Genomic DNA, 24,811 nt, shown 5'->3' with positions numbered 1-24,811 from the left:
CAGACAGATGTCTGAAGGGGTGGGAGAATGACCGCGTGAAAGGCGATTACCAGGACCTGGTGGACGAGATCTCGGCGCTGCTGGGCGCCCCGGCGACCCTGGAGAACCGCGATTTCCAGCTGATCGCCTTCGGCGCGCACGACAGCGAGGACGACCTCGCCATGGACCCGGTGCGCACCCGCTCGATCCTGACCCGGCAGTCCACGGCGGCGGTCCGCAGCTGGTTCGAGGGCTTCGGCATCGCCCAGGCCACCGGCCCGGTCCGGATCCCCGCGGCCCCGGACGCCGGGGTGTTCCGGGGCCGGATCTGCCTGCCGGTCCGGCACCGGGGCATCGTGCACGGGTACGTGTGGCTACTGGACACCGAACCGGGCCCGGACGCCGCCCGGCTGGACGCGGCCATGGAGGTGGCGGCCCGGATCGGGACGCTGCTGGCCGACGAGGCGAAGGCGGGCGCGGACCTCTCCCGCGAGTTCCAGGCGGTGCTGACGGCCCACCGGGGCTGGCAGCAGGACATGGCGGTGGCGGCCCTCCGGTCCGCCCTGGGGGCGGCGGCCGACGGCCTCCACGCGGTGGTGTGCGTGTCCCCCTGGTACGGGGAGCTCCCGCAGTCGGTGCCGGGCGCGGCCGCGGTCTGCGTGGCCCCGGCCCGGTCGGAGGGCCCGCCGGCCCTGGCGGTGCTGTTGCGGCTGCGGTCGGCGGAGGCGGCGGGTCCGGCGGTGGCGGCCGCGGAGCGGCTGGTCGCGGGGGGCGCGGGCGGTACGGGACCGGGCCCTGCGGGGCGACCGGCCGGGCGCGCCCCGGCGGCCGGCCCCGCGCGGGCGGGCGGGGTGAACGGGAGCGGGGGCGCGCCGGGGGCGGGCGGCGGGAGCACCGCCGGGGTGGCGACGGCCCGCCGCGGCCTGGCCGACCTGGGTGCGGCCTGGCAGGAGGCGGTGGCGGCCGCCCGATCGGCGGCGGCCCGCCCGCAGGGCGGCCCGGTGGCCCGATGGGCGGAGATCGGCCCGTACCGAATGCTGGCGGCCCTGCCGCCGGGGGCCGTGCGGGACCCGGCCACGGAGGCCCTGCTCTCCCCAGCCCATCCCGAACTGGCCCGGACCGCCGAGGTGTTCCTCGACTGCGCCGGTCAGGCCGGTCGGGCGGCGGCGGCCCTGGGCATCCACCGCCAGACCCTCTACTACCGGCTCTCCCGGGTCGAGCAGCTCACCGGGCTGGACCTCGACGAGGGCGAGGACCGGCTCCTCCTCCACATGTCCCTCAAGGCCCGCCGACTGGCCCCCTGAGCCCACCGCCCGGGCGGGATCGCGCGGGGCGGAGGGCCGCCGCGGGAGGGCGGACGCGGACGGAGGTCACCCGCGGGCCGCCTCCGCGGCCAGACGCATGCCCTCGGTGAGCTCCTCGGCGGTGGCCGCCGACTCCGGGTCGAAGGTCCACTGCACCATCAGCCCGTTGAGCAGCGCCTGGTAGAAGGCGCCGAGGGTCCGCATCTCGCGCTCGGTCACCTCCTCCTCCGGGCGGCCCGTGAACATGGCCACCAGGCCCCGGCGCCCCTCTTCCTGAGAGGCCGTCAAGAGAGCGCGCAGCTCGGGCAGCCGGTCACCGGCGAGGGCCACCTCCAGGCTCGCGGCCCAGACCGGTCGGGCCTCCTCCTGCCGGGCCACGACCGCTTCCCAGACCTCGCGGAAGCGGTCCAGGCTCCCCGGCGCACCGGAGGGGTCGGCCGGGAATCCGCTCTCGCCGACGAGGGCCACGTACGCCTGGGTGAGCAGGGCGTCCTTGGATCCGTAGTGGTAGCCGATGGAGGCCAGGTTCGCGCCGGAGGCGGTCACGATGTCGCGCGCGGTGGTGCGCGCGAACCCCTTCTCCAGCAGGCACTTCTTGGCGCCTTCGAGCAGGTCTTCCTTGTGTCCCATGCGCCGGACCCTACCAAGACACCCGTACAAGACGGCAGTACAAGACACGCGTTTCACACAAGCGTCATAGACAGACGTTTATGACGGCTGTACATTCCTCGCCATGACGCACTCCGCAGCCCGCGCCGGGCGCCGGGAATGGACCGCCTTCACCGTCCTCCTGCTGCCCCTCCTCCTGGTCTCGATGGACGTCTCCGTCCTCTACTTCGCGGTCCCCGCCCTCACCCGGGAGCTGGACCCCAGCGCCACCCAGCAACTGTGGATCTTCGACAGCTACGCCTTCGCCCTGGCCGGGCTCCTGCTCACCATGGGGTCGCTGGGCGACCGGATCGGCCGCCGCAGGCTGCTCCTGGCGGGCGCCGCCGCCTTCGGCACCGCCTCCGTGGCCGCCGCGTACGCCGGCAGCGCCGAGATGCTCATCGCGGCCCGGATCCTGCTGGGCGTCGGCGGGGCCACCCTGATGCCCTCCACCCTCGCCCTGGTCCGCGACCTGTTCCGGGACGAGGCCCAGCGGAGCAAGGCCGTCGCCCTGTGGTCGGGGGCCATGGCCGGGGGCATCGCCCTCGGCTCCGTCCTCAGCGGCCTGCTGCTGGAGCACTTCTGGTGGGGGTCGGTCTTCCTGGTCAACGTGCCCGCGATGGCGCTGCTGTTGATCCTCGCGCCCCTCCTGGTCCCGGAGTCCCGGGACCCCTCCCCCGGCCGCTTCGACCTGCTGAGCGTGCCGCTGTCCATGGCGGCCGTGCTGCCGGTGGTGTACGGACTGAAGGAGAGCGCCGCCCGGGGTCCTCAGCCCCTCCCCCTGACGGCCGTGGTCGTCGGGCTGGGCTTCACCTGGCTGTTCGTCCGGCGCCAACGGACCCGGTCCGGGGCCATGATCGACCGGGGGCTGTTCCGGGACCGTCGCTTCGGGGCGGGCGTCACCCTCAACACCGTGGCCGCGTTCGCGATGATGGGCTCCGCCTACTTCTCCACCCAGTACCTGCAGTCCGTGCTCGGCATGGGCTCCCTGGAAGCGGCGCTGTGGAGCCTGGCGCCCTCCCTCGCGGTGGGTGCCGCGGCCCCCGCCGCCGCGGCGCTGGGCGGTCGGTTCGGTCGGGGCCCGGTCGTGGCCGCCGGATTCGTGATCGCCGCGGCCGGGTTCGCGCTGCTCGGCCGGGTGGGCACGGACTCCCTGGCCCTGCTGCTGACCGGCGCCACCGTCCTCGCCTGCGGCATCGTCACCGTGATGTCCCTGGTCTCCGACCTGGCCCTGGGGGCGGCCCCGGTGGCGAAGGCCGGTTCGGCGGCCGCGCTGTTGGAGACCGGCCAGGAGTTCGGCGGCGCCCTGGGCATGGCCCTGCTCGGGAGCCTGGGAACCGCCGTCTACCGGGCGGACCTGGCGGGCACGGACCCCGCGGCCCGTGAGACCCTGGGCGCGGCCGCGGCCGCCGCCGCCCGCACCGGCGGCCCGGCCGGCGAAGCGCTCTTGGAGTCGGCCCGCACCGCCTTCGTGCACGGCATGGGGTACGCGGCCCTCGGCGGCACCGCCGTGCTGCTGGCCGCGGCCGTCCCGGCGGCCCTGCTGCTGCGCGGCCACCGGGACCGGACCCCGTGCCCGACCCCGGGAGCCTCCCCCGACCGCACGGACCCGCGCGCCGCCGCCCCCGGCACCCCCTGAGGAGTCGGAGCGGGCACGGGGCACGGGAAAGGGCCCGGAGGCGATCCTCCGGGCCCTTCCGCCACGTCCGCCGGTCGCCCGGCGCCGGGATCAGCCCAGGTTGACCGAGCGCGCCGAGGCCGCGCCGATCTCCTCGGAGATCTCCGTCAGCACCGACTGCGGCACGGTGTCGTCGACGGTGAGGACGGCGACGGCCTCGCCGTGCTCCTCCGCGCGCGCCACCTGCATGCCCGCGATGTTCAGACCGGCCTCGCCGAGGATCCGGCCGACCGTGCCGACCACGCCGGGACGGTCCTGGTAGCGCAGCACCACCATGTGGTCGGCGAGCGACAGGTCCACGTCGTAGTCGCCGATGCCGACGATCTTCTGGAGGTGCTTCGGGCCGGCCAGCGTGCCCGAGACCGCGACCTCCTGACCGTCCGACAGGGTGCCGCGGACCGTGACGACGTTACGGTGGTCGGGGGACTCCGAGCTGGTGGTCAGCCGCACCTCGACGCCGCGCTCCTGCGCGAACAGCGGGGCGTTGACGTAGGACACCGTCTCGTCCACCACGTCCTCGAACACGCCCTTGAGCGCGGAGAGTTCGAGCACCTTCACGTCGTGCTGGGTGATCTCGCCGCAGACCTCGACGTCCAGCCGGACCGCGACCTCACCGGCGAGGGCGGTGAAGATCCGACCCAGCTTCTCGGCGAGCGGCAGACCCGGGCGCACGTCCTCGGCGATGACCCCGCCCTGGACGTTGACCGCGTCCGGCACGAGCTCGCCCGCGAGGGCCAGCCGCACCGACTTGGCCACGGCGATGCCGGCCTTCTCCTGGGCCTCGTCGGTGGAGGCGCCCAGGTGCGGGGTGCAGACCACCTGGTCCAGCTCGAAGAGCGGGGAGTCCGTGCAGGGCTCCTTCGCGTACACGTCCAGACCGGCCGCCGCGACGCGCCCCTCCTTCAGCGCCGAGTACAGCGCGTCCTCGTCCACGATCCCACCGCGCGCGGCGTTGACGATCCGGACCGAGGGCTTCACCTTGTGCAGGGCCTCGTCACCGATGAGACCCAGGGTCTCGGGGGTCTTGGGCAGGTGCACCGTGATGAAGTCGGCCACCTCCAGCAGCTCGTCGAGCGTCAGCATCTTGACGCCCATCTGAGCGGCCCGCGCGGGCTGCACGTACGGGTCGTAGGCGACGACCTTCATCCCGAAGGCCGACATGCGCTGGGCGACCAGGACGCCGATCCGGCCGAGGCCGACCACGCCGAGGGTCTTCTCGCTCAGCTCGACACCCGTGTACTTGTTCCGCTTCCACTCGCCGTTCTTCAGGGCGGTGTTGGCCTGCGGGATGTTGCGGGCGGTGGCGATGAGCAGACCGCAGGCCAGCTCGGCGGCGGTCACGATGTTGGAGGTCGGGGCGTTCACGACCATCACGCCGGCCTTGGTGGCGGCGGAGACGTCCACGTTGTCGAGGCCGACACCGGCGCGGGCCACGACCTTCAGCTTGCGGGCCGCCGCGATGGCCTCCGCGTCGACCTTGGTGGCGGAGCGGACGAGGATCGCGTCCACGTCGACGATCGCGGGCAGCAGCTCCGCGCGGTCGGCTCCGTTGACGTGCCGGATCTCGAAGTCGGGGCCGAGGGCCTCGACGGTGGCGGGCGACAGCTCTTCGGCGATGAGTACGACAGGTTTCGAGCTCACGTGGGTCCTCACAAGTCCAGTGCGGACGGCCGTCCCGACGGCCGCAGGCGGTGGAGGGGGTAGCCGCGTGGAAGACGCACGACACTGTGGGCCTGACGCGTATGTGTTGAGCAGTGTAGTGGCGCGGAGCGGAGGGTTTTCCGCCTGTCCGGAAGGATCACCCGTCCGTGGTTGGCCGAGGTGGACAACCGGGCCGCGCCCCGACCCCGGCGGTCCCGGCCCGGGGTGCGCGCGGGGGCCGGGGACCGCACCCGTGGGATGCGGCCCCGGCCCCCGCGCCGGAGAGGGTCCGAGGACTAGTTCTCCTCGCTGTCCACCCAGCTCATCAGCTTGCGGAGCTTCTTGCCGGTGGTCTCCAGCAGGTGCTCCTCGTCGGCCTTCTTGTACTCGTTGTACTTCGGCAGACCGGCCTTGTACTCGGCCATCCAGGTGTTGGCGAACTCGCCGTTCTGGATCTCGGCGAGGACCTTCTTCATCTCGGCCTTGGTGGCGTCGGTGATGACGCGCGGGCCGGTGATGTAGTCGCCCCACTCGGCGGTCTCGGAGACCGACCAGCGCATCTTCTCCAGGCCGCCCTCGTACATGAGGTCCACGATGAGCTTCAGCTCGTGCAGGCACTCGAAGTACGCGATCTCCGGCTGGTAGCCGGCCTCGGTCAGGACCTCGAAGCCCGCCTTGACCAGGGCCGAGGCGCCACCACAGAGGACGGCCTGCTCACCGAACAGGTCGGTCTCGGTCTCCTCGGTGAAGGTGGTCTTGATGACGCCGGCGCGGGTGCCGCCGATGCCGGCCGCGTAGGAGAGCGCCAGCTCGAAGGCCTTGCCGGTGGAGTCCTGCTCGACGGCGGCGATGCACGGAACGCCGCGGCCCTCCTCGTACTGGCGGCGGACCAGGTGGCCCGGGCCCTTCGGGGCGACCAGGGCGACGTCCACGTGCGCCGGGGGCTTGATGAAGCCGTAGCGGACGTTGAAGCCGTGGCCGAAGAAGAGCGCGTCGCCCTCCTTCAGGTTGTCCTTGATGGACTCCTCGTAGACCTGGGCCTGGATCGGGTCCGGGGTGAGGATCATGATGACGTCGGCCTCGGCCGCCGCCTCGGCGACGGAGACCACGCGCAGGCCCTGCTCCTCGGCCTTCGCCTTGGACTTGGAGCCCTCCTGGAGGCCGACGCGGACATCGACGCCGGAGTCACGCAGCGACAGCGCGTGGGCGTGGCCCTGGCTGCCGTAGCCGATGACCGCGACCTTGCGGCCCTGGATGATGGACAGGTCGGCGTCGTTCTCGTAGAACAGCTCGGCCACTGGGAATCTCCTTGGTGCGCTGATGTTGCTCCCACCGTACGGCGGGGGACGGAAAGGAAGTCTTGCGGTCTCGGGATACGAGCGGACGGCGGGTCAGGCGCTGCGGTCGAGCGCCCGCAGGCTGCGGTCCGTGATGGACCGTCCGCCACGCCCTATGGCGATCGTGCCCGACTGGACGAGCTCCTTGATGCCGAAGGGCTCCAGCATCTTGAGCATGGCCTCCAGCTTGTCGGCCCCGCCGGTGGCCTCGATGGTGACGGCCTCCGGGGAGACGTCCACCGTCTTGGCGCGGAACAGCTGGACGATCTCGACGATCTGGGAGCGCGTCTCGTTGTCGGCGCGGACCTTGACCAGGACCAGCTCGCGCTGGATCGCGGCGGAGGGCTCCAGCTCGACGATCTTGAGCACGTTGACCAGCTTGTTGAGCTGCTTGGTCACCTGCTCCAGCGGAAGGTCCTCGACGTTCACGACGATCGTGATGCGGGAGATGTCGGGGTGCTCGGTGACGCCGACCGCGAGGGAGTCGATGTTGAACCCGCGGCGGGAGAACAGGGCGGCGATCCGGGCCAGGATGCCGGGGGTGTTCTCGACCAGGACGGAGAGCGTGTGCTTGGACATGTGCGTCGGTCTCTCTCTGCGCTCTGCGCTCAGTCGTCTTCGTTGTCGCCGAAGTCGGGGCGGACGCCCCGGGCGGCCATGACCTCGTCGTTGGAGGTGCCGGCGGCGACCATCGGCCAGACCATGGCGTCCTCGTGGACGATGAAGTCGATGACGACCGGACGGTCGTTGATGGCGTTGGCCTCGGCGATGACCTTGTCCAGGTCGGCCGGGTCCTCACAGCGCAGGGCCACGCAGCCCATGGCCTCGGACAGCTTGACGAAGTCCGGGACGCGGGTGCCCTTGCGGGGGGCGGTGGACTCGCCGAGCTGCGAGCCGACGGTGCCGTGACCGGTCTCGTCGGCGTGCAGGACGGTGTTGGAGTACCGCTGGTTGTAGAACAGGGTCTGCCACTGGCGGACCATGCCCAGCGCGCCGTTGTTGATGATCGCGACCTTGATCGGGATGTTGTTCAGCGCGCAGGTGACCAGCTCCTGGTTGGTCATCTGGAAGCAGCCGTCGCCGTCGATCGCCCAGACCGTGCGGTCCGGAGCGCCGACCTTGGCGCCCATCGCGGCGGGGACGGCGTAGCCCATCGTTCCGGCACCGCCGGAGTTCAGCCAGGTGCGGGGCTCCTCGTAGTTCACGAAGTGCGAGGCCCACATCTGGTGCTGGCCGACGCCGGCCGCGTAGATCGTGCCTTGGGGAGCCAGCTGCCCGATCCGCTCGATGACCTGCTGCGGGGAGAGCATGCCGTCGGAGGGCAGGTCGTAGCCGAGCGGGTAGGTCTCGCGCCAGCGGTTCAGGTCGGTCCACCAGGCCGCGTAGTCGCCGGTGTGGCCCTCGGTGTGCTCGGCCTGGACGGCCTGGACCAGATCGGCGATGACCTCGCGGGCGTCGCCGACGATCGGGACGTCCACCGCGCGGTTCTTGCCGATCTCGGCCGGGTCGATGTCGGCGTGGATGACCTTGGCGAAGGGGGCGAAGCTGTCCAGCTTGCCGGTGACCCGGTCGTCGAAGCGGGTGCCGAGGGCGATCAGCAGGTCCGACTTCTGGAGCGCGGTGACCGCGGTGACCGCGCCGTGCATGCCGGGCATGCCCACGTGCAGCGGGTGGCTGTCCGGGAACGAACCCAGCGCCATCAGGGTGGTGGTGACGGGGATCCCGGTCAGCTCGGCCAGGACCTTCAGCTCGGCGGTGGCGCCGGACTTCATCACGCCGCCACCGACGTACAGGACCGGGCGCTTGGCCTGGACGATCAGCTTGGCGGCCTCGCGGATCTGCTTGGCGTGCGGCTTGGTGACCGGCCGGTAGCCGGGCAGGTCCTGGGCGGGCGGCCAGGTGAAGGTGGTGCGGGACTGGAGGGCGTCCTTGGCGATGTCGACCAGGACCGGGCCGGGGCGGCCGGTGGAGGCGATGTGGAAGGCCTCGGCGATGGTCTTCGGGATGTCCTCGGCCCTGGTGACCAGGAAGTTGTGCTTGGTGATCGGCATCGTGATGCCGACGATGTCCGCTTCCTGGAAGGCGTCGGTGCCGATCGCCTTCGAGGAGACCTGACCGGTGATGGCGACGAGCGGGACGGAGTCCATGTGCGCGTCGGCGATCGGGGTGACCAGGTTGGTGGCGCCGGGCCCGGAGGTCGCCATACAGACGCCGACCTTGCCGGTGGCCTGCGCGTAGCCGGTGGCGGCGTGGCCGGCCCCCTGCTCGTGGCGGACCAGGATGTGACGGACCTTCTGCGAGTCCATCATCGGGTCGTACGCCGGGAGGATGGCACCGCCCGGGATGCCGAAGACGGTGTCGCACCCCACCTCTTCGAGAGAACGGATGAGGGACTGCGCACCCGTGACGTGCTCGATCGCAGCGGTCTGCTGTCCGCCGTTACGGGCCCGCGGCTGCGGATGGTGGGCCCCGGTGGCCTGCTCGGTCATCGGCATTCTCTTCTCGAAGCTGAGGGTTGTGCGGGGGATTCGGGTGTTGCCAGTGCAACAAAAAACCCCTCGTGCCGGAAGGCAAGCGAGGGGAGCGCGTCGGGTGCGATCAGCGGGGACAGTCGGGTCCCGGCTTCAGCCGACGCGCTTTCCAAGTACGAGAATTCGGGTGCGCATGGCACAGACCCTCCCTCCGGGGGGAGGTCGGTGTCAAGTAGGTGGGACGGACGTCTCATTATGTGAGCCCCTACGGCCCACTGGAGATCCGCCTGCCAGAACGGCCATCGGGTTACCTCCCGGTACGGGGAACGTACCCCGAACGAGGGAGCGACGCAGTCGGTACTCGTCCAGGGGGCCGGAAAAGGCCATGCCCTGGCCGTGTGTACAGCCCATGGCGCGCAGGGCCATCACCTGCTCGGGGAGGTCCACGCCCTCGGCCACCGAGGGCATGCCCAGATCGTTTGCGATGCGCAACAATCCGGCCGTGATCTTGTGCAGTCTGGCCGATTCCACCACGCCCTCGACGAGACCGCGATCGAGTTTCAGTACGTCCACGGGGAGGCGGCGCAGGGCGCTGATGGCCGCGTAGCCGCTGCCGAGCCCGTCGAGGGCGATCCGGACGCCGAGCCGTCGCAGGGCCGCCAGGCGGCGCTCCAGCTCGTCGAAGGCCAGCCGGGGGTCGCTCTCGGACAGCTCGATGACCAGGGCCCCGGAGGGCAGGCCGTGGCGGTTCAGCAGGGCCTCCACGGAGGCCGGGGGCACCGAGCGGTCCAGCAGGCCGTGGGCGGACACCCGGACCGAGACGGGGATCCGGTGCCCGGCCCGGTACCGCTCGGCGGCCTGGGCCACCGCCTCCTCCAGCAGTCGGCGGCCGAGCTGGGCCGCCTGAGCCCCGCCGGGCGGGCCGCCGGATGCCCTGCGACCGCCCGCGGCACGGTCCTCCGCGCCGCCGTCGGTGGCACGGAGGAACTCGGCGGGGGTGAGCAGCAGTCCCTGGGCGGAGCGCCAGCGGGCCTGGGCGGACACGGCGGTGACGGCTCCGGTGGCGAGGGAGACCACGGGCTGGTGGAGCAGGGCGAACTCGCCCCCGTGGACGGCGGAGCGGAGCCGGCCGGCCATTTCGGCCCGCCGGAGCACCTCGGTCTGCATCTGGGGGGCGTACAGCTCGACCCGGTTCTTGCCGCCGGCCTTGGCCCGGTACATGGCGAGGTCGGCGTTGCGCATGAGGTCGGCGGGGGTGACCCCGGGATCGGCGAAGGCCACGCCGATGCTGGCGGCGACGCGGACCTCGGTGCCCGCGATCCGGTAGGGCTGGGAGAGGGTGGTGCGCAGCCGGTCGGCGATCTCGCGGGCCTGGTGCTCGCGGGCGGAGTGGTCCCGGCTGCCGTCGCCGAGGATCAGGGCGGCGAACTCGTCCCCGCCGAGGCGGGCGGCGGTGTCCCCGGCGCGGACGGAGTCCTGGAGGCGGCGGGCGGCCTCCACGAGGAGCTCGTCGCCCGCCTGGTGGCCGATGGTGTCGTTGACGGCCTTGAAGCCGTCGAGGTCGATGAAGAGCACGGCGGTGCCGCGGTCCCCGGCACGGCGGCCGGTGAGGGCCTGGCGGACGCGGCGGGTGAACAGCGCGCGGTTGGGGAGGTCGGTGAGGGGGTCGTGTTCGGCGCTGTGCTGGAGCTGGGCCTGGAGGCGGACGCGTTCGGTCACGTCACGGCTGTTGAGGATCAGGCCGCCCTGGTGGCGGTTGACGGTGGACTCGACGTTGAGCCATTCCCCGGCGCCGGAGCGGAAGCGGCACTCGATGCGGGTGGCGGTCTCCTCGCCGGGGGCGGCGGCCAGGAAGCGGCGGACCTCGTGGATGACGCGTCCGAGGTCCTCGGGGTGGATGAGGCTGGGCAGCTCGGTGCCGACCAGCTCGTCGGCCTCGCGCCCGTAGACCCCGGCGGCGGCGGGGCTGACGTAGCGGAGTACGCCGTCCGGGGCGGCGATCATGATCACGTCGCTGGAGCCCTGGACCAGGGAGCGGAAGTGGTTCTCCTTCTGGGCCAGCTCGTGGGTGAGGGCGATGTTGTCGAGCAGCATGATGCCCTGGCGGACCACGAGGGCGAGGACCACGGTGCAGCCGGTGAAGACGACCACCCGGTCCACCCGCCGCCCGTCGACGACGTTGTACAGGATCCCGAGGGTGCACACGGCGGCGGCCAGGTACGGGGTGAGGGCGGGCAGCGAGCCGGTGAGGGGGCGGCCGTGCGGGCGGGGGCCGCGGGGCGGGGCGGGCGGGGGGCCGTCGGGGCCGTAGAGCCGCCGGGCGCCCCAGGGGGCGTAGGCGAGCAGCAGGGAGCCCGCGAACCAGCCGGCGTCGAGGAGCTGCCCTGATTCGTAGCTGGCCCGGAGCAGGGGCGAGGTGAACAGGGCGTCGCTGAGCACGGTGAGGGCGAGCGCGGCGATGGCGGTGTTGACGGCGGAGCGGTTCGCCGGGGACCGCCGGAAGTGCAGGACCAGCACGATGGAGACGAGGGCGATGTCCAGGAGCGGGTAGGCCAGGGAGAGGGCGGCCCGGGGGACGCTGCCCTGTCCGCCGGCGGCCACCGTCTCGGTGGCGTGGGCGAGGGCGAGGCTCCAGGAGAGGGTCAGCAGCGAGCCGCCGATCAGCCAGGAGTCCAGGGCCAGGCAGACCCAACCGGCCCGGGTGACGGGGCGTTTGGCGAGGACGAGCAGACCCACGATGGCGGGCGGGGCGAAGCAGAGGAAGAAGAAGTCGGCCACGGAGGCGCCGGGGACCTCCTGGCGGAGCACCACTTCGTACCAGCCCCAGACCAGGTTGCCGCAGGCGCCCATGAGGGAGGAGAAGGAGAAGAGGAGCCAAGCGGGGCGCTCCCGGATGCCCTCGGTGCGGGCGTACGAGAAGCAGGAGACGGCGGCGAGGAGGCCCGCCGCACTGAGTCCGAAGTCGCCCATGATCAGGGCGGCTTGCTCGGACCCCCAGCCGAGGGCGGCCCCGACGGCGTATCCGCCGCAGACGATCGCGAGGAGGAACTGCGGGAGGACGCCCCGCCCGCCTCCGGCGACCGGGGGCTGCTCCAGGAGCGCCCCGGGGGCGCTCACCGGGGCCCCCGGGCCGGGAGCGGCGCGGCCGGCGCCCGCCGTGTGCGGCGGCTTCGCCGCCTCGGATTCTTCGCCCATTGGCCGTGCATCGCCCGTCGCCCCCCCAAAGTGTCCGATCACTCCCCAGCGCCGTACGTTCACGGCGCAGCCCCCCGTTCCGGACGATACACCAGTTCCGTCACTCAGGGACATAGAGTCTCTACTCTGCGTGACCAACCGGGGGATTTACGGGCGCCGGGTGCACCCGAACGGATCCCGGTGGCGCCCCGGCGGGCTCATTCCGTGGTAAGGACCGTGTTCACCACCGGTTCCCCCGCCGCGAAGCGGGTCAGCTGTTCCGCGATGAGCCGCTTGGCCCTCGGCATGAAGGCCGAGGTGCTGCCGCCGACGTGCGGGGTGATCAGCACGTGGGGGGCGTGCCAGAGCGGGTGTCCGGCGGGCAGCGGTTCGGGGTCGGTGACGTCGAGGGCGGCCCGGAGCCGGCCGGACTCCAGCTCGGCGAGCAGGGCCGCGGTGTCCACCACGGGGCCGCGGGCCACGTTGACGAGCAGGGCGCCGTCCTTCATCCGCGCCAGGAACTCCGCCCCGGCGAGGCCGCGGGTCTGTTCGGTGAGCGGGGTGGAGAGGATCACCACGTCGGCGTCGGGGAGCAGCCCGGGAAGGTCGGCGAGGGGGTGCACGGGGCCGCGGGCGGTGGTGCGGGCGGTCCGGGCGACCCGGGTGACGGAGGCGCACTCGAAGGGGGCGAGCCGGTCCTCGATGGCCGCGCCGATGGAGCCGTAGCCGACGATCAGCACCGACTTGTCGGCCAGGGCCGGGTAGAAGCCGTCGCGCCACTCCTCGCGGTCCTGGCCGCGCACGAAGCCGGGCAGGCCGCGGAGCGAGCCGAGCACCAGGGCGAGGGTGAGCTCGGCGGTGCTGGCCTCGTGCACGCCGCGGGCGTTGCACAGCCGCACGCCGGGGCGCAGCGAGCCGAGCCCGGGCTGGACGTGGTCTATGCCCGCGGAGAGGGTCTGCACGACTTCCACGGAGGTCATCCCGGGCAGCGGCCGGGTGGCCACGGCCGGGCCCTTCATGTACGGAACCACGTAGTACGCGCACTCCGCGGGGTCGGCGGGGAACTCCGGTCCGCCGTCCCACAGGTGGTAGGTCAGGCCCGCGGGCAGGCCCTGGATCTCGTCGGCCGGAATCGGCAGCCACACGTCTTTCGTCATGCCAGGAGGCTAAGCGAAGCCGTCGTGGATCAAGAGGTTAGTTTGGGGGGCGGCAGAGGGAGGGGTACGGGCAGGTGGAGCGCAGGACTCTCGGGGCGTCGGGGCTCGCCGTCGGGGCCGTCGGGCTCGGGTGCATGCCGATGAGCTGGGCCTACAGCGCCTCGCAGCGGGACGGCGAGGCTTCGGTGCGGGCGGTGCACCGGTCCCTGGACCTGGGGGCGAACCTCCTGGACACGGCCGACGTCTACGGACCGTTCACGAACGAGCTGCTGATCGGGCGCGTGCTGCGGGAGCGGCGCGGGGACGTCTTCCTCTCCACGAAGGTCGGGCTCCAGCTCGGGGACGGGCACCTGGTGACCAACGGGCGCCCGGGGTACGTGCGGCGGGCCTGCGACGCCTCGCTGCGGCGGCTACAGACCGACGTGATCGACCTGTACCAGCTGCACCGCCCGGACCCGGACGTTCCGGTGGAGGAGACCTGGGGGGCGATGGCGGAGCTGGTGAGCGCCGGAAAGGTGCGGTCGCTGGGGTTCTGCGCGCTGGGGGCGCGGTCGCGGCGGGGGGCGGAGCTGTACGGGACGACGATCCGTCAGCTGGAGCTGGTGCAGCAGGTGTTCCCGGTGAGCGCGGTGCAGGCGGAGCTGTCGGTGTGGTCGTTGCGCGCGTTGCCCGCGCTGCTGCCGTGGTGCGCGGCCCGGGGCGTGGGCTTCCTGGCCGCGATGCCGCTGGGCAGCGGCTTCCTGACCGGGGCGCTCAAGGCGGGGCAGGGCTTCGAGCCGGAGGACCCGCGGGCCCGGCACCCCCGATTCACGGCGGAGGCGATGGCGCGGAACGGGCGGCTGGTGGCGGGGCTCCGGCGGATAGCCCGACGGCACGGGCCCGAGGTCACCCCGGGGCAGGTGGCGCTGGCCTGGGTGCTGGCGCAGGGACCGCACGTGGTGCCGGTGCCGGGGACCAAGCGGGAGCGGTGGGCGGACGAGAACGCGCGGGCGGCCGGGGTGCTGCTGACGGCGGCGGACCTGGACGAGATGGCCGGTTTCCCGGCCGCCGTGGAAGCCTGGTACTGAGCCGATCCCGAGGGCGCCCCCGCGGACCACTCGATCGGGTGTACGAGGACCTGGAACCCGGGGCGACCCCCGGACGGTTCTGACTGGTGTGGGGCCCCGCACGGGGCGGGCACCCCATCGACCGGAGGGAGTGGGCCATGTCGGGCGGACGGACACGGGCGGACGGTGCCCCGGGGGCGGCGGGCGCGGGGCGGGGCCGACGGGCCCGCGGGGCCCTGCGGGCCCTGGTGGCGGCGGGCTGCGGGGCGGCCCTGCTGGCCGGCTGCGCCGGGAGCGGGGGCGCGGAGGCGGAGCGGGTCTGGGGGCCGGGGGCGACGGGCACGGCGAGCGGCCCGGCGGAGCCGTCGGAGGCGCCCTCCGGATCCGGGGCGCCCGCGGAGGGCGGGGTCACGGTCACGGGCACGGTGGCCGAGGGGCTGCGCAGCCCGTGGGGGGTGGCCCCGCTGCCCGGGGGCGACCTGCTGGTGGGCTCGCGGGACGAGGGCACGATCAGCCGGGTGGAGAGCGGCACCGGCCGGGTGGTCCCGGTGGGCGAGGTGCCCGGGGTGGCCGCCGAGGGCGAGGGCGGGCTGCTGGGCCTGGCCCTCTCCCCCGATTTCGCCTCGGACCGGCTGGTGTACGCGTACTTCACCACGGAGTCCGACAACCGCATCGCGCGGATGCGGTACGACGAGCGCCGACCGGCGGGGCAACGGCTCGGCGCGCCGGACACGGTGTTCCGCGGCATCCCCAAGGGGTTCACGCACAACGGCGGCCGGATCGCCTTCGGCCCCGACGGCATGCTCTACGCGGGCACCGGGGAGGCGGGCCGGAAGCCCCTGGCGCAGGACCGGCGCTCGCTGGGCGGCAAGATCCTGCGGATGACCCCGGACGGACAGCCCGTGCACGGCAATCCGGAGGCCGACTCGGTGATCTACTCCTACGGCCACCGCAACGTGCAGGGCCTGGCCTGGGACGCCGACAAACGCCTGTGGGCGGCCGAGTTCGGCCAGGACACCTGGGACGAGCTCAACCTGATCCGGCCCGGGGCGAACTACGGCTGGCCGGAGGCGGAGGGCAAGGCCGGCCGGGCCGGGTTCGTGGACCCGGTGGCCGTCTGGCCCACCGACCGGGCCTCCCCCAGCGGCATCGCCTGGGCGCAGGGCTCGGTGTGGATGGCGGGGCTGCGGGGTCAGCGGCTGTGGCGGATCCCGCTGGACGGGACCAAGGCCGCCGCGGAGCCGCGGGCCTTCCTCACGGAGGAGTACGGGCGGCTGCGCACCGTGGTCCCGCTGGGCGGGGACAAGCTGCTGCTGGTCACCAGCGAGACCGACGGCCGGGGCTCCCCCGGTGCCGGGGACGATCGGATCCTGTCCCTGACGGTCCGGTGACCGGCGGCGCGCGGATCCCCGCCCCCTGCGACACCCGACACCTGACACCCGACGCCACCCGCTGCCCGGGCCCGAGGAGGCCGCCGTGTTCTCATCGCTCGACGAGTTGTTCGCCCCGGGCCGCCGTCACGCGGAGGAGGAACGGCGGCGGCTGGAGCTGACCCGGACGGACGCCCCGGACGCCGATCCGGGGCGCGGCCCGGTGGACCTGGAGTCCGGCCGGATCCTCATACGCCTGGCGGAACAGGAGCCGGAGTCCGGTGCACAGCCGGGGTCGGGGTCGGGGTCGGGAACAGCCTGAGGCGGTGGGCCAGGGCGGCGGCTTCGCCGCGGCCCGCCACGCCCAGCTTGGCAAGGATGTTCGAGACGTGCACGCTGGCGGTCTTCGGGGAGATGAACAGCTCCTCGGCGATCTGCCGGTTGCTGTGTCCGACGGCCACCAGCCGCAGCACGTCGCGTTCTCGGCTGGTCAGACCCAGGGCCTCGACGGGGTCCTCGGCGGGGGCGGGGGCCGGGGCGTCGGGGGCGGTGAGCGGCAGGCGGGCGCGGCGGGCCAGCAGGGCGAGGTCCTCGCGGAGGCGGCGGGCGCCCAGGGCGTCGGCGGTGGTGTGGGCCGCGCGCAGCAGGGCGCCGGCCTCCTCGCGGTCGCCGCCGTCGGCGAGGAGGGCCTCGGCGAGTCGGTGCCGGATCCGGGCCCGGAGGTAGGGGCGCTCCGGTTGCGCGGCGGCGGTCGCGGCCTCCTGCCAGTCGGCTGCGGTGTCCCGACCCTCGGCGCGGAGCAGTTCGGCCCGGACGTACCGCTCGTAGGCCCGCCAGACGGGGCCGGGGGTGGGCAGGGAGCGGGTCGAGGCGCGGATCAGGGCCAGGGCCTCGTCGCGGCCGGGGTCGGCGGCGGGCAGGCCCCGGGCGTCGGCCTCGGCGGTGGCCGCGGCCAGGAGCACCGGCCAGGCGTAGCGGTGGTTGCCGAGCGGGAAGCCGAAGGCGGCGGCGCGGGCGGTCTCGGCGCGCGCGTCGAGGATGCGTCCCTCGGCGGCCGCGATGCCGATGGCCAGCCGGAAGAGCGGGAGCGTGTGCTGCGGGGCGGATTCCCGTACGGAGAAGTGCGCGCGGGCGGCGGCGAGTTGTGCGGCCGCTTCGGTCAGTTCGCCGCGGGCCAGGGCCAGATGGGCCAGTCGGGTGCTGCCGGAGCCCCGGGGCTTGGCGCTCTGCGCGGAGCGGACGGCCTGTTCGGCGGCGCGGCCGGAGTCCTGCCAACGCCCCAGGCTGTACAGGGATTCGGACATGTTGCCGCTGATCCACGCCTCGGAGTCGAGGAGGCGGAAGGAGCGGGCGCGTTGCACTCCGCGTTCGGCGGTCTCGACGGCCTCGGCGGAGCGGCCCGCGCATTCGAGGATGGAGGAGATGTTGATGTGGGCGCGGCCGATGAGCATGGCGAGGCCCAGTTCGCCGGCCCGGTCGAGGACGGCCCGCATCTCGGCGAGGCCGCGTTCGAGGTCGTCGTCGGCGAGCAGGGAGCCGACGGTGAGGCGGGCGTTGAGCTCGATCTCCTCGGCGCCGATCATGCGGGCGTAGGACACGGCGCGTTCGGCGGTGGGGAGGTTGTCGGGGCCGGGGCGGTTGAGCATGCCCCAGCCCGCGACGAGCACGAGCACTTCGGCGTGCACCTGGGAGGGCGGCAGGCCGCGGACGAGTTCCTGGGCGGTGGCCAGTTCCTCCCAGCCGTCGCCGCGGGCGAGGCTGGCGACGAGGCGGGAGCGTTCGGTCCAGAACCAGGCGGCGCGCAGCGGGTCGCCGCCGTTCTCCAGGAGGCGCAGTGCGGTGCGGGAGAGCTTCATGGCCCGCTCGCGCTCCCCGCCGAAGCGGGCGGCGAGGGTGGCCTCGGCGAACAGGTCGATGCGCTGGAGCGGGGTGTCGCCGTCGCAGCCGCAGGGCGGGTAGACCTCGGTGAAGTCCACCGGGCGCAGTTCCTCGCGGACCTCCTGCGGGGCCTGGTCCCACAGGTCGATGGCGCGTTCGAGGAGGGTGAGCTGCTCGGAGTAGGCGTGCCGGCGGCGGGCCGCGACGGAGGCGTCGAGGACGGCGGGCAGGGCCTTGGCCGGGTCGTGGGCGTAGTACCAGTAGCTGGCCAGGCGGATGGTGCGTTCCTCGGCGCGGACGAGGGCGGGGTCGGCTTCGAGGGCTTCGGCGTAGCGGCGGTTGACGCGGGAGCGCTCGCCGGGGAGCAGGTCGTCGCTGACGGCCTCGCGGACCAGGGAGTGGCGGAAGCGGTAGCCGTCCCCGTCGGCGGTGGGCAGGAGGATGTTGGCGCCGACGGCCGCGCGCAGGGCCTCGATGAGTTCGTCCTCGGAGAGCCGGGACACGGCGAGGAGGAGGGCGTACTCGATGGTGGAGCCGCCCTCGGCGACCAGGCGGACCACGCGCTGGGCGCTCTCGGGGAGGACTTCGACCCGGACGAGCAGCAGGTCGCGGAGGGATTCGGTGAGGCCGGTGCGGCAGCCGTCCTCCATGGAGGCGACCAGTTCCTCCACGAAGAAGGCGTTGCCGTCGGAGCGGCCGAAGACGGTGTCGACGAAATCCTCGTCGGGGGGCGCGGAGAGGATCCCGGTGAGCTGCCGGCGGACCTCGGCGCGGGTGAAGCGGGAGAGTTCCAGGCGCCGGACGGTGCGCAGCCGGTCGAGTTCGGCGAGGAGGGGGCGCAGCGGGTGGCGGCGGTGGACGTCGTCGGCGCGGTAGGTGGCGACGAGCACGAGGCGGCCGCCCGCGAGGGTGCGGAAGAGGTAGGAGAGCAGGTGCCGGGTGGAGGTGTCGGCCCAGTGGAGGTCTTCGAGGACGATGACCAGGGTGCGGTCGGTGGCGAGCTTCTCCAGGAGCCGGGCGGTGAGTTCGAAGAGGCGGGCGGTGCTCTCCTCGTCGTGGGGGCCGCGGGGGGTGTCGCCGAGTTCGGGGAGGATCCGGGCGAGTTCGTCCTCCTGTCCGGCGGCGGCCTCGGCCAGTTCCTCGGGGAGGAGGCGGCGCAGGGCGCGCAGGGCGGTCGAGAAGGGGGCGAAGGGCAGGCCCTCCGCCCCGATCTCCACGCAGCCTCCGACGGCCACCACCGCGTCGCGGCGGGCGGCCTCGTCGAGGAACTCCTCGGTGAGGCGGGTCTTTCCGACCCCGGCCTCGCCGCCGATCAGGAGGGCCTGGGGCTCCTGCCGACCGGCCCTGCTCAGTGCGTCGGTGAGTACGGCCAGTTCGTCGGCTCGGCCGACGAACACCGGGCTGACGGATCTGGTTTCCACGTCGCCGAGCATCGCACAGAGGTCCGGTGCGGTGGCACCCGATTTCGGCGGGGTGCTCATGGTGCGCGCGTCTTCCGCGGCCGGGCCGGCTACGCGGCCTTGGTGAAGCGGTCGCGGTGCGGCTGCCGGGCGCGTTCCCCGGCGGCCTCGGCGCGGGCGGCCTCGCGGGCCCGGCGGAACTCGGCGGCCTCGCGGATCAGCTCGGCGCGGCGGAGGGCGGCGATCTCGTACTCGAACATGTCCTGACTCCCCTGTCTGTTTCTTCTCGGCACCTTCGCGGTGTGATCCGAGCTTCGTTTCCCAGGGGGGTCGGGCACATCGGGCGGGTTCCGCATCCCCTCGGACCCGGGGGCCTTAGTTCCGGACGCCGCCTCCTCAGCGGGGCCGAGGGCGGTGTCCGGAAGGTCCCCGGGTGCCTTAGGGAGCACCCGTGGGGTGGGTCAGGGGGCGGTGGGCAGGGGGGTGAAGACGTCCGTGTACATGAGGACGGCGACGAGCAGGCCCAGGAGGGAGAGGACGACCGCGGAGCCGGCGGCGGCGCGGACCCAGACCGGGAGGATGCGGCCGGGGGCGCCGAAGGCGGGGCGGACCAGGACGAAGAGGCCGAGGAGCAGGGCCACCGCGGCGAAGGCGCCGTTGGTCAGGGCGGTCACGTGCCAGGCGTCGCCGTAGAGGGCGGAGATCTTGGCGGCGGAGGTGGTGGCGTCCGCCGAGTCGATCTGGCCGATCAGGGTCTGGCGTTCGGAGAGGACCCGGGAGACCCAGGTGCCGGTGAGGGCGGCGACGGCCAGGCCGGCGCCGCTGAGGGCCAGGACGGCCGAGCCGACCCCGCTCGGGGGGCGGCTGTCCATCTCGTCGAGGGCCGCCAGGTCGGTCTCGTCGGCGTCGTCGTCCGCGTCGAGACCGGCGAGGAGGCCGTCGGCGGGGGCGGGGTCCTCGGGGGCGAGGTCCTCGGGGGCGGCCGGGTCCGCGGTCTTCGTGGCCTCGGTCTTCTTCATGTCCATGCGGGGCACCGTAGGTGGCGATTCTGAGAGCGGCCTGAGAACGGCGGGTCCGGTTCCGGCCGGGCGGGTTCCCCCGCCGGGTGTCGGGCCGTCCGGGACCGCCGCCCCGGGGCCCGGCTCAGGTCCGGGCGGGCCACTCGCGGGCGAGCACGGACCAGATCTCGGTGTCCTGGACCTGCCCGCGGTGCAGGTAGTTCTCGCGCAGGACGCCCTCGCGGGTCATGCCGAGCCGGGCGGCGACGGCGAGGCTCTTCTCGTTCGCGGAGTCGGCGTGCCACTCCACCCGGCGCATGCCGCGCTCGTGGAAGGCCCAGTCGATGAGCACCCGGCAGGCGCGGGTGACGAGGCCGCGCCCGGCGGCTGCGGGCTCCACCCAGCAGCCGATCTCGCAGGTGCCGTTGCGGGCGTCGAAGGAGGGGAAGAGGACCCCGCCGACGAGGACGCCGTCGGCGCGGATCCCGTACATGCGGCCGGTGTCGGCCGCCGCCCGGCGGGCGAAGTCCTCCAGCAGGCGGCGGGCGGAGGCGGTGTCGGTGGCGCGGTCGGGGAAGCCGACGTGCCTGCCGATGAACTCGCGGCCGCGGTCGATGTGCGCGTGGAACTCCTGGGCGTGGTGGGGCTCCAGGGCGAAGAGCCGGACGCCTTCGTCCAGTTCTATGGAGAACATGCGGTTCCTCGGGGCAGGGGGTGACCGGTCAACGGTGACGTGCCGCGGGTTCCGCTCCGGAGTCGCTCGCCCGCTGTGCCGGAAGTGTCGCACGGACGGGTTCGGGCGCCTCGATGCTGATCCGGGGCAGCCAGCGGTCGAGCCGGGCGGGCAGCCACCAGTTGGCCCCGCCGAGCAGGTGCATGAGGGCCGGGACGAGCAGGGTGCGCAGGACGAAGGCGTCCAGGGCCACGGCCGCGGCGAGGGCGATCCCGAACATGGCGATCAGTCGGTCGCCGCTGAGGACGAAGGCGAGGAAGACGGAGATCATGATGACGGCCGCCGAGTTGATCACGCGGCTGGTCTCGGCGAGGCCCACCCGGACCGCCCGTCGGTTGTCCCCGGTCTCCAGCCATTCCTCGTACATCCGGCTGACGAGGAAGACCTGGTAGTCCATGGACAGCCCGAAGAGCACGGAGACCATGATCACGGGCAGGAAGGGTTCGATGGGGCCGGCGCTGCCCAGGCCCATCGGTTCGCTGCCCCAGCCCCATTGGAAGACGGCGATCACGATGCCGAAGGAGGAGGCGACGGCGGCCACGTTCATGGCGGCGGCCTTGAGCGGGATGCCGATGGAGCGGAAGGCGAGGAGCAGCAGGAGGCACCCGAGGGCGATCACGACGCCGACGAAGAGGGGCAGCTTGCCGACGATCACCTCGGCGAAGTCGTCGTAGCCCGCGGTGACCCCGCCCACGTGGACCTGGAGGGTGGTGCCCTCGGCGGCCTCGGGGACGGTGTCGGCGCGCAGCCGGTCCACCAGCGCGCTGGTGTCGCGGGACTGCGGGGGGGATTCGGGGACCACGGTGAGGAAGGCGGTGTCACCGCTGCGGTTGAGGACGGGGCGGCCGGTGGCGGCCACGCCCTCGGTGCCGGGCAGGGCGGCGGCGAGCCGGTCCAGGGCCACCCGGTCGGCGGCCCCGTCCAGCCGGGCGACCAGGGTGAGGGGGCCGTTGACCCCCGGGCCGAAGCCCTCGGCGAGCAGGTCGTACGCCTGCCGGGTGGTGCTGGAGGTCGGGTTGGTGCCCTGGTCGGAGGTGCCGAGGTGGAGGAAGAAGGCGGGCAGGGCCAGGACGGCCATGGTGAGCGCGGCCACGGAGCCGAGGAGCTTGGGGTGGCGTTCCACGAAGGCGGACCAGCGGGCCGCGAAGGTGGTGGGCTCCTCCCCGCGCGGCCCCTCCTCGGCGAGGGTGCGGCGCTCGCGGCGGGACAGCGCCCGCATGCCGATGTACGAGAGGAGCGCGGGCAGCAGCGTGAGGGAGGCGGCGACGGTCAGCACGACGGTCAGGCAGGCCGCGAAGGCCACGCCGTTGAGGAAGTTCAGCCGCAGGATCAGCATGCCGAGCAGGGCGATGCAGACGGTGGCCCCCGCGAAGACCACGGCCCGGCCGGTGGTGGCGACGGCGGCACGGGCCGCCTCCTCCACGGTCAGGCCGCGTTTGAGGCCCTTGCGGTGCCGGGTGACGATGAACAGGGCGTAGTCGATGCCGACGCCGAGGCCGATGAGGAGCCCGAGCATGGGGGCGAAGTCGGCGACGGCCATGGCGTGGCCGAGGAGGACGATCCCGGCGTAGGCGGTGCCCACGCTGACCAGGGCGGTGGCGATGGGCAGCAGGCTCGCGGCCAGGGAGCCGAAGGCGAGGAAGAGCACCACGGCGGCCACGCCGACGCCGACTGCCTCGGCCACGTGCGAGGTGGGTGCCTCGGTGAGGCCGATGGCCCGGCCGCCGAGCTCGACCCGGAGCCCGTCGCCCTCGGCATGCTTGGCGGCGTCCACGACGGCCTGGGCCTGGCCCCGGGGCACGGCGTCGGCCTGGTGGTCGAAGGTGACCACGGCGTAGGCGGTGCGGCCGTCGGGGCTGATCTGGGCGACGCCCTCGGGGGTGTACGGGCTGGTGACGGCGCCGATGCCGGGCAGGTCGGCGATGACGGACAGGGCCCGGCTCATCCGCTGCTCGACCGCGGGGGTGCGGGCGGTCTGTCCGTCGGGCGTCCGCCAGACCACGGCGTCGGTGTCACCGCCCTGGCCGGGGAAGCCCTCGCGAAGGAGGGCGGTGGCCCGGCCCGACTCGGTGCCCGGGACCTCGTAGTCGTTGGAGTAGGCGGTGCCCGCGACGACCGCGGCCGCGGCGGTGCCGCCGAAGGTGAGGAGCCAGATCAGGACGGCGGCGAGGCGGTGCCGCATGCACCACCGTGCGATTGCTGCCAACGGACGTGCTCCCTGGTGGTTCGGATCTTTCACCGGGAACGCCCGACGCAAAGAACGCTGACCTGGACCGTGATCTGGTGCCGCGGGCCCGGGGTCGCCGGGTCCCGCGCCCACGATTCCAGCCTTCGGTGATCGTTGGTCCGTTTCGTGTGGATCGTCACAGACGGTTCGGGTCACAGGGGACGGAGGGCCCTGGCCGGGTGCTCCGAGGGTCCCGGGGGGCCGGGACCGGGGACCGTCCGACGGCCGCGGGAAGGCCGCCCCGGGGAGAGTCCGTAAATCCTGTTGCCGGGGGCGACGGCGGGTGCTGGGGTGGCCGGATGGACATCGGTGACGTACGGGACCTCTACGACCGCGAGATGCGCCGGGACGCCCCGCCGGACGGGCCGGACGCCCGGGTGGAGCGGGTCGGCGACGTGGTCCGGCAGACCGCTCCCCCGCTGGGCTGGAACGGCGTGCTGTGGTCGGGGCTGGACGCGGCGGGGGCCGATGCGGCGATCACCGCGCAGGTGGCGCACTTCGCCGGGCTGCCGGACGGGGCGCGGACCTGGGAGTGGAAGCTGTACGCGCACGACGGGCCGGCCGACCTGGGCGCGCGGCTGCGGGCGGCGGGCTTCGAGGAGGGCGAGCCGGAGACGCTGATGGTGGCGGAGACCGCCGCGCTGCCCCGGGAGCCGGTGCTGCCCGAGGGGGTCCGGCTGGTTCCGGTCACCGACGCCTCGGGGGTGGACCTGATGATGCGGGCCCACGACGGGGCCTTCGGCGGGCCGCCCCGGCCGGACCTGCGGCACCAGCTGCTGACCCGGGTGACCTCGGAGCCCGACCGGATCGCCGCGGTGGTGGCGCTGGCCGGGGACCGGCCGGTGTCGGCGGCGCGGCTGGAGCTGACACCGGGGCGCAGCTTCGGCGGGCTGTGGGGCGGAGGCACGGTGCCGGAGTGGCGGGGGCGCGGGATCTACCGTGCGATGACCGCTTACCGGGCCCGGATCGCGGCCGAGCGCGGGGTGCGGTACCTCCAGGTGGACGCCACCGGGTACAGCAGGCCGATCCTGGGCCGGCTGGGCTTCTCCGAGCTGGGCACGACCCGGGAGTACGTGTGGCACGCGGCCTCCGACGGGGCCGGCGGGGAGCGGGCGTGAAGGGCTCGGACGGACGGGTTCCGCCGCCGCTGACCGGTGGGGAGCGCGAGACCCTGCGGGCCTTCCTGGACTACCACCGGGCCACCCTGGCGCTGAAGTGCGCGGGTCTGTCCGAGGAGCAGTTGCGGCTGCGTTCCAGTCCGCCCTCGGAGCTGTCGCTGCTGGGTCTGGTCCGGCACATGGCGGAGGTGGAGCGGACCTGGTTCCGCCGGGTGATCGGCGGGGAGGCGGAACTGCCGCTGGTGTGGTCCGCCGAGGGGGACTACCAGGCCGCCTACGACGCCGGCGCGGCGGACCGGGAGTCGGCCTTCGCCGCCTGGGAGGCGGAGGTGGCGCACGCCCGGCGGATCGAGGCGGGGGCGGAGTCCCTGGAGGTGACGGGGTACCAGCCGCGCTGGGAGGCCGAGGTCTCGCTGCGGCTGGTGATGCTGCACCTGATCCACGAGTACGCGCGGCACAACGGGCACGCGGACTTCCTGCGCGAGGCCATCGACGGCGAGACCGGCGCCTGACGGGCGGCGCCCCCGTGCCCGGCCCCGGGAGTTTCGGGGGCCGGGCACGGGGCGCGACGCGCGGGATCCGTCGCGGGCGGGCCGGCCCGGGTCGTGCCTTTCGGATCTTGCCGGCCAGGCCCGCGGTGCCAGGCGTCGCG

General features: G+C 73.7%; 19 protein-coding genes. 7 read left to right on the top strand and 12 right to left on the bottom strand.

All coding sequences use genetic code 11. The features are described from left to right. Positions 1 to 35: 35 nt before the first annotated feature. Positions 36 to 1,283 carry a PucR family transcriptional regulator gene (locus ABTZ17_RS14560; protein WP_352195931.1) on the top strand — a complete coding sequence of 416 codons (1,248 nt, stop codon included), beginning with the start codon at positions 36 to 38 and terminating at the stop codon, positions 1,281 to 1,283. 66 nt (positions 1,284 to 1,349) lie between these two features. Here ABTZ17_RS14560 and ABTZ17_RS14555 read toward each other — a convergent pair whose 3' ends face one another. Continuing rightward, positions 1,350 to 1,913, bottom strand: a complete 564-nt coding sequence (locus ABTZ17_RS14555) for a TetR/AcrR family transcriptional regulator (RefSeq protein ID WP_352195930.1) — start codon at positions 1,911 to 1,913, stop codon at positions 1,350 to 1,352. A 103-nt stretch (positions 1,914 to 2,016) separates the two neighbouring features. Between ABTZ17_RS14555 and ABTZ17_RS14550 the strand changes: the two genes are divergently transcribed. Continuing rightward, positions 2,017 to 3,570 (top strand): MFS transporter, encoded by a 1,554-nt coding sequence (locus ABTZ17_RS14550; protein ID WP_352195929.1) that lies wholly within the window; start codon positions 2,017 to 2,019, stop codon positions 3,568 to 3,570. A 90-nt stretch (positions 3,571 to 3,660) separates the two neighbouring features. Here the strand turns inward: ABTZ17_RS14550 and serA are convergent, their stop codons facing one another. From serA to ABTZ17_RS14520, 6 genes are all read right to left on the bottom strand, one after another. Then, positions 3,661 to 5,250, bottom strand: a complete 1,590-nt coding sequence (gene serA, locus ABTZ17_RS14545) for a phosphoglycerate dehydrogenase (protein WP_352195928.1) — start codon at positions 5,248 to 5,250, stop codon at positions 3,661 to 3,663. A gap of 296 nt (positions 5,251 to 5,546) precedes the next feature. Beyond that, the gene (gene ilvC, locus ABTZ17_RS14540; RefSeq protein WP_352195927.1) at positions 5,547 to 6,548 is read right to left on the bottom strand and encodes a ketol-acid reductoisomerase; all 1,002 of its coding nucleotides are present in this window, start codon (positions 6,546 to 6,548) and stop codon (positions 5,547 to 5,549) included. 93 nt (positions 6,549 to 6,641) lie between these two features. After that, complete coding sequence (gene ilvN / locus ABTZ17_RS14535; RefSeq protein ID WP_352195926.1) at positions 6,642 to 7,166, bottom strand: acetolactate synthase small subunit; 525 nt, start codon at positions 7,164 to 7,166, stop codon at positions 6,642 to 6,644. A 29-nt stretch (positions 7,167 to 7,195) separates the two neighbouring features. Beyond that, entirely contained in the window at positions 7,196 to 9,082 is a 1,887-nt protein-coding gene (locus tag ABTZ17_RS14530; RefSeq protein ID WP_352195925.1) for an acetolactate synthase large subunit, read from the bottom strand. Positions 9,083 to 9,286: 204 nt separating this feature from the next. Further along, positions 9,287 to 12,175 (bottom strand): putative bifunctional diguanylate cyclase/phosphodiesterase, encoded by a 2,889-nt coding sequence (locus ABTZ17_RS14525; RefSeq protein ID WP_352195943.1) that lies wholly within the window; start codon positions 12,173 to 12,175, stop codon positions 9,287 to 9,289. 275 nt (positions 12,176 to 12,450) lie between these two features. Next, positions 12,451 to 13,389 carry a 2-hydroxyacid dehydrogenase gene (locus ABTZ17_RS14520; protein WP_352195924.1) on the bottom strand — a complete coding sequence of 313 codons (939 nt, stop codon included), beginning with the start codon at positions 13,387 to 13,389 and terminating at the stop codon, positions 12,451 to 12,453. 74 nt (positions 13,390 to 13,463) lie between these two features. Here ABTZ17_RS14520 and ABTZ17_RS14515 point away from each other — a divergent pair, with 74 nt between their 5' ends. The 3 genes from ABTZ17_RS14515 (at position 13,464) to ABTZ17_RS14505 (ending at position 16,127) form a co-directional block, all read left to right on the top strand. Continuing rightward, a complete protein-coding gene (locus ABTZ17_RS14515) occupies positions 13,464 to 14,456 on the top strand; it encodes an aldo/keto reductase (RefSeq protein ID WP_352195923.1) in 993 nt (330 codons plus the stop codon). A 215-nt stretch (positions 14,457 to 14,671) separates the two neighbouring features. Further along, positions 14,672 to 15,826, top strand: a complete 1,155-nt coding sequence (locus tag ABTZ17_RS14510) for a PQQ-dependent sugar dehydrogenase (protein ID WP_502994680.1) — start codon at positions 14,672 to 14,674, stop codon at positions 15,824 to 15,826. Positions 15,827 to 15,911: 85 nt separating this feature from the next. After that, complete coding sequence (locus tag ABTZ17_RS14505) at positions 15,912 to 16,127, top strand: DUF6191 domain-containing protein (protein WP_352195921.1); 216 nt, start codon at positions 15,912 to 15,914, stop codon at positions 16,125 to 16,127. On the opposite strand, the gene ABTZ17_RS14500 is transcribed toward ABTZ17_RS14505, so the two are convergent. The 5 genes from ABTZ17_RS14500 to ABTZ17_RS14480 form a co-directional block, all read right to left on the bottom strand. Beyond that, positions 16,054 to 19,116 (bottom strand): helix-turn-helix transcriptional regulator, encoded by a 3,063-nt coding sequence (locus ABTZ17_RS14500; protein WP_502994679.1) that lies wholly within the window; start codon positions 19,114 to 19,116, stop codon positions 16,054 to 16,056. The two genes, ABTZ17_RS14505 and ABTZ17_RS14500, sit on opposite strands and share 74 nt — an antisense overlap. Positions 19,117 to 19,193: 77 nt before the next feature. Continuing rightward, positions 19,194 to 19,343 carry a hypothetical protein gene (locus tag ABTZ17_RS14495; RefSeq protein WP_352195919.1) on the bottom strand — a complete coding sequence of 50 codons (150 nt, stop codon included), beginning with the start codon at positions 19,341 to 19,343 and terminating at the stop codon, positions 19,194 to 19,196. Positions 19,344 to 19,544: 201 nt separating this feature from the next. Next, positions 19,545 to 20,108, bottom strand: coding sequence for a hypothetical protein (locus ABTZ17_RS14490; protein ID WP_352195918.1), 564 nt, complete (start codon positions 20,106 to 20,108; stop codon positions 19,545 to 19,547). A gap of 118 nt (positions 20,109 to 20,226) precedes the next feature. After that, on the bottom strand, positions 20,227 to 20,775 hold the full coding sequence (locus ABTZ17_RS14485) for a GNAT family N-acetyltransferase (protein WP_352195917.1): 549 nt from the start codon (positions 20,773 to 20,775) through the stop codon (positions 20,227 to 20,229). A gap of 28 nt (positions 20,776 to 20,803) precedes the next feature. Further along, positions 20,804 to 23,020, bottom strand: coding sequence for an MMPL family transporter (locus ABTZ17_RS14480; protein WP_352195916.1), 2,217 nt, complete (start codon positions 23,018 to 23,020; stop codon positions 20,804 to 20,806). 320 nt (positions 23,021 to 23,340) lie between these two features. Between ABTZ17_RS14480 and ABTZ17_RS14475 the strand changes: the two genes are divergently transcribed. Continuing rightward, complete coding sequence (locus ABTZ17_RS14475; RefSeq protein ID WP_352195915.1) at positions 23,341 to 24,159, top strand: GNAT family N-acetyltransferase; 819 nt, start codon at positions 23,341 to 23,343, stop codon at positions 24,157 to 24,159. Continuing rightward, positions 24,156 to 24,671: a DinB family protein gene (locus ABTZ17_RS14470; RefSeq protein ID WP_352195914.1), complete on the top strand. Its 516-nt coding sequence runs from the start codon at positions 24,156 to 24,158 to the stop codon at positions 24,669 to 24,671. The genes ABTZ17_RS14475 and ABTZ17_RS14470 overlap by 4 nt, the downstream gene beginning before the upstream one ends. Positions 24,672 to 24,811: the final 140 nt, after the last annotated feature.

Source organism: Streptomyces sp. NPDC097619, from assembly GCF_040302735.1.
In the GTDB taxonomy this organism is placed as follows: Bacteria; Actinomycetota; Actinomycetes; order Streptomycetales; family Streptomycetaceae; genus Streptomyces.
Note: the sequence above shows the minus strand (reverse complement) of the source record. Positions and strands in the feature narration are given on the sequence as shown.

Excerpts from the sequence above, each read along its gene's own strand:
- ABTZ17_RS14555 (WP_352195930.1), bottom strand. The coding sequence starts at position 1,913 with ATGGGACACAAGGAAGACCTGCTCGAAGGCGCCAAGAAGTGCCTGCTG.
- ABTZ17_RS14550 (WP_352195929.1), top strand. The coding sequence starts at position 2,017 with ATGACGCACTCCGCAGCCCGCGCCGGGCGCCGGGAATGGACCGCCTTC.
- ilvN (WP_352195926.1), bottom strand. The coding sequence starts at position 7,166 with ATGTCCAAGCACACGCTCTCCGTCCTGGTCGAGAACACCCCCGGCATC.
- ABTZ17_RS14530 (WP_352195925.1), bottom strand. The coding sequence starts at position 9,082 with ATGCCGATGACCGAGCAGGCCACCGGGGCCCACCATCCGCAGCCGCGG.
- ABTZ17_RS14520 (WP_352195924.1), bottom strand. The coding sequence starts at position 13,389 with ATGACGAAAGACGTGTGGCTGCCGATTCCGGCCGACGAGATCCAGGGC.
- ABTZ17_RS14500 (WP_502994679.1), bottom strand. The coding sequence starts at position 19,116 with ATGCTCGGCGACGTGGAAACCAGATCCGTCAGCCCGGTGTTCGTCGGC.
- ABTZ17_RS14495 (WP_352195919.1), bottom strand. The coding sequence starts at position 19,343 with ATGTTCGAGTACGAGATCGCCGCCCTCCGCCGCGCCGAGCTGATCCGC.
- ABTZ17_RS14490 (WP_352195918.1), bottom strand. The coding sequence starts at position 20,108 with ATGGACATGAAGAAGACCGAGGCCACGAAGACCGCGGACCCGGCCGCC.
- ABTZ17_RS14485 (WP_352195917.1), bottom strand. The coding sequence starts at position 20,775 with ATGTTCTCCATAGAACTGGACGAAGGCGTCCGGCTCTTCGCCCTGGAG.
- ABTZ17_RS14475 (WP_352195915.1), top strand. The coding sequence starts at position 23,341 with ATGGACATCGGTGACGTACGGGACCTCTACGACCGCGAGATGCGCCGG.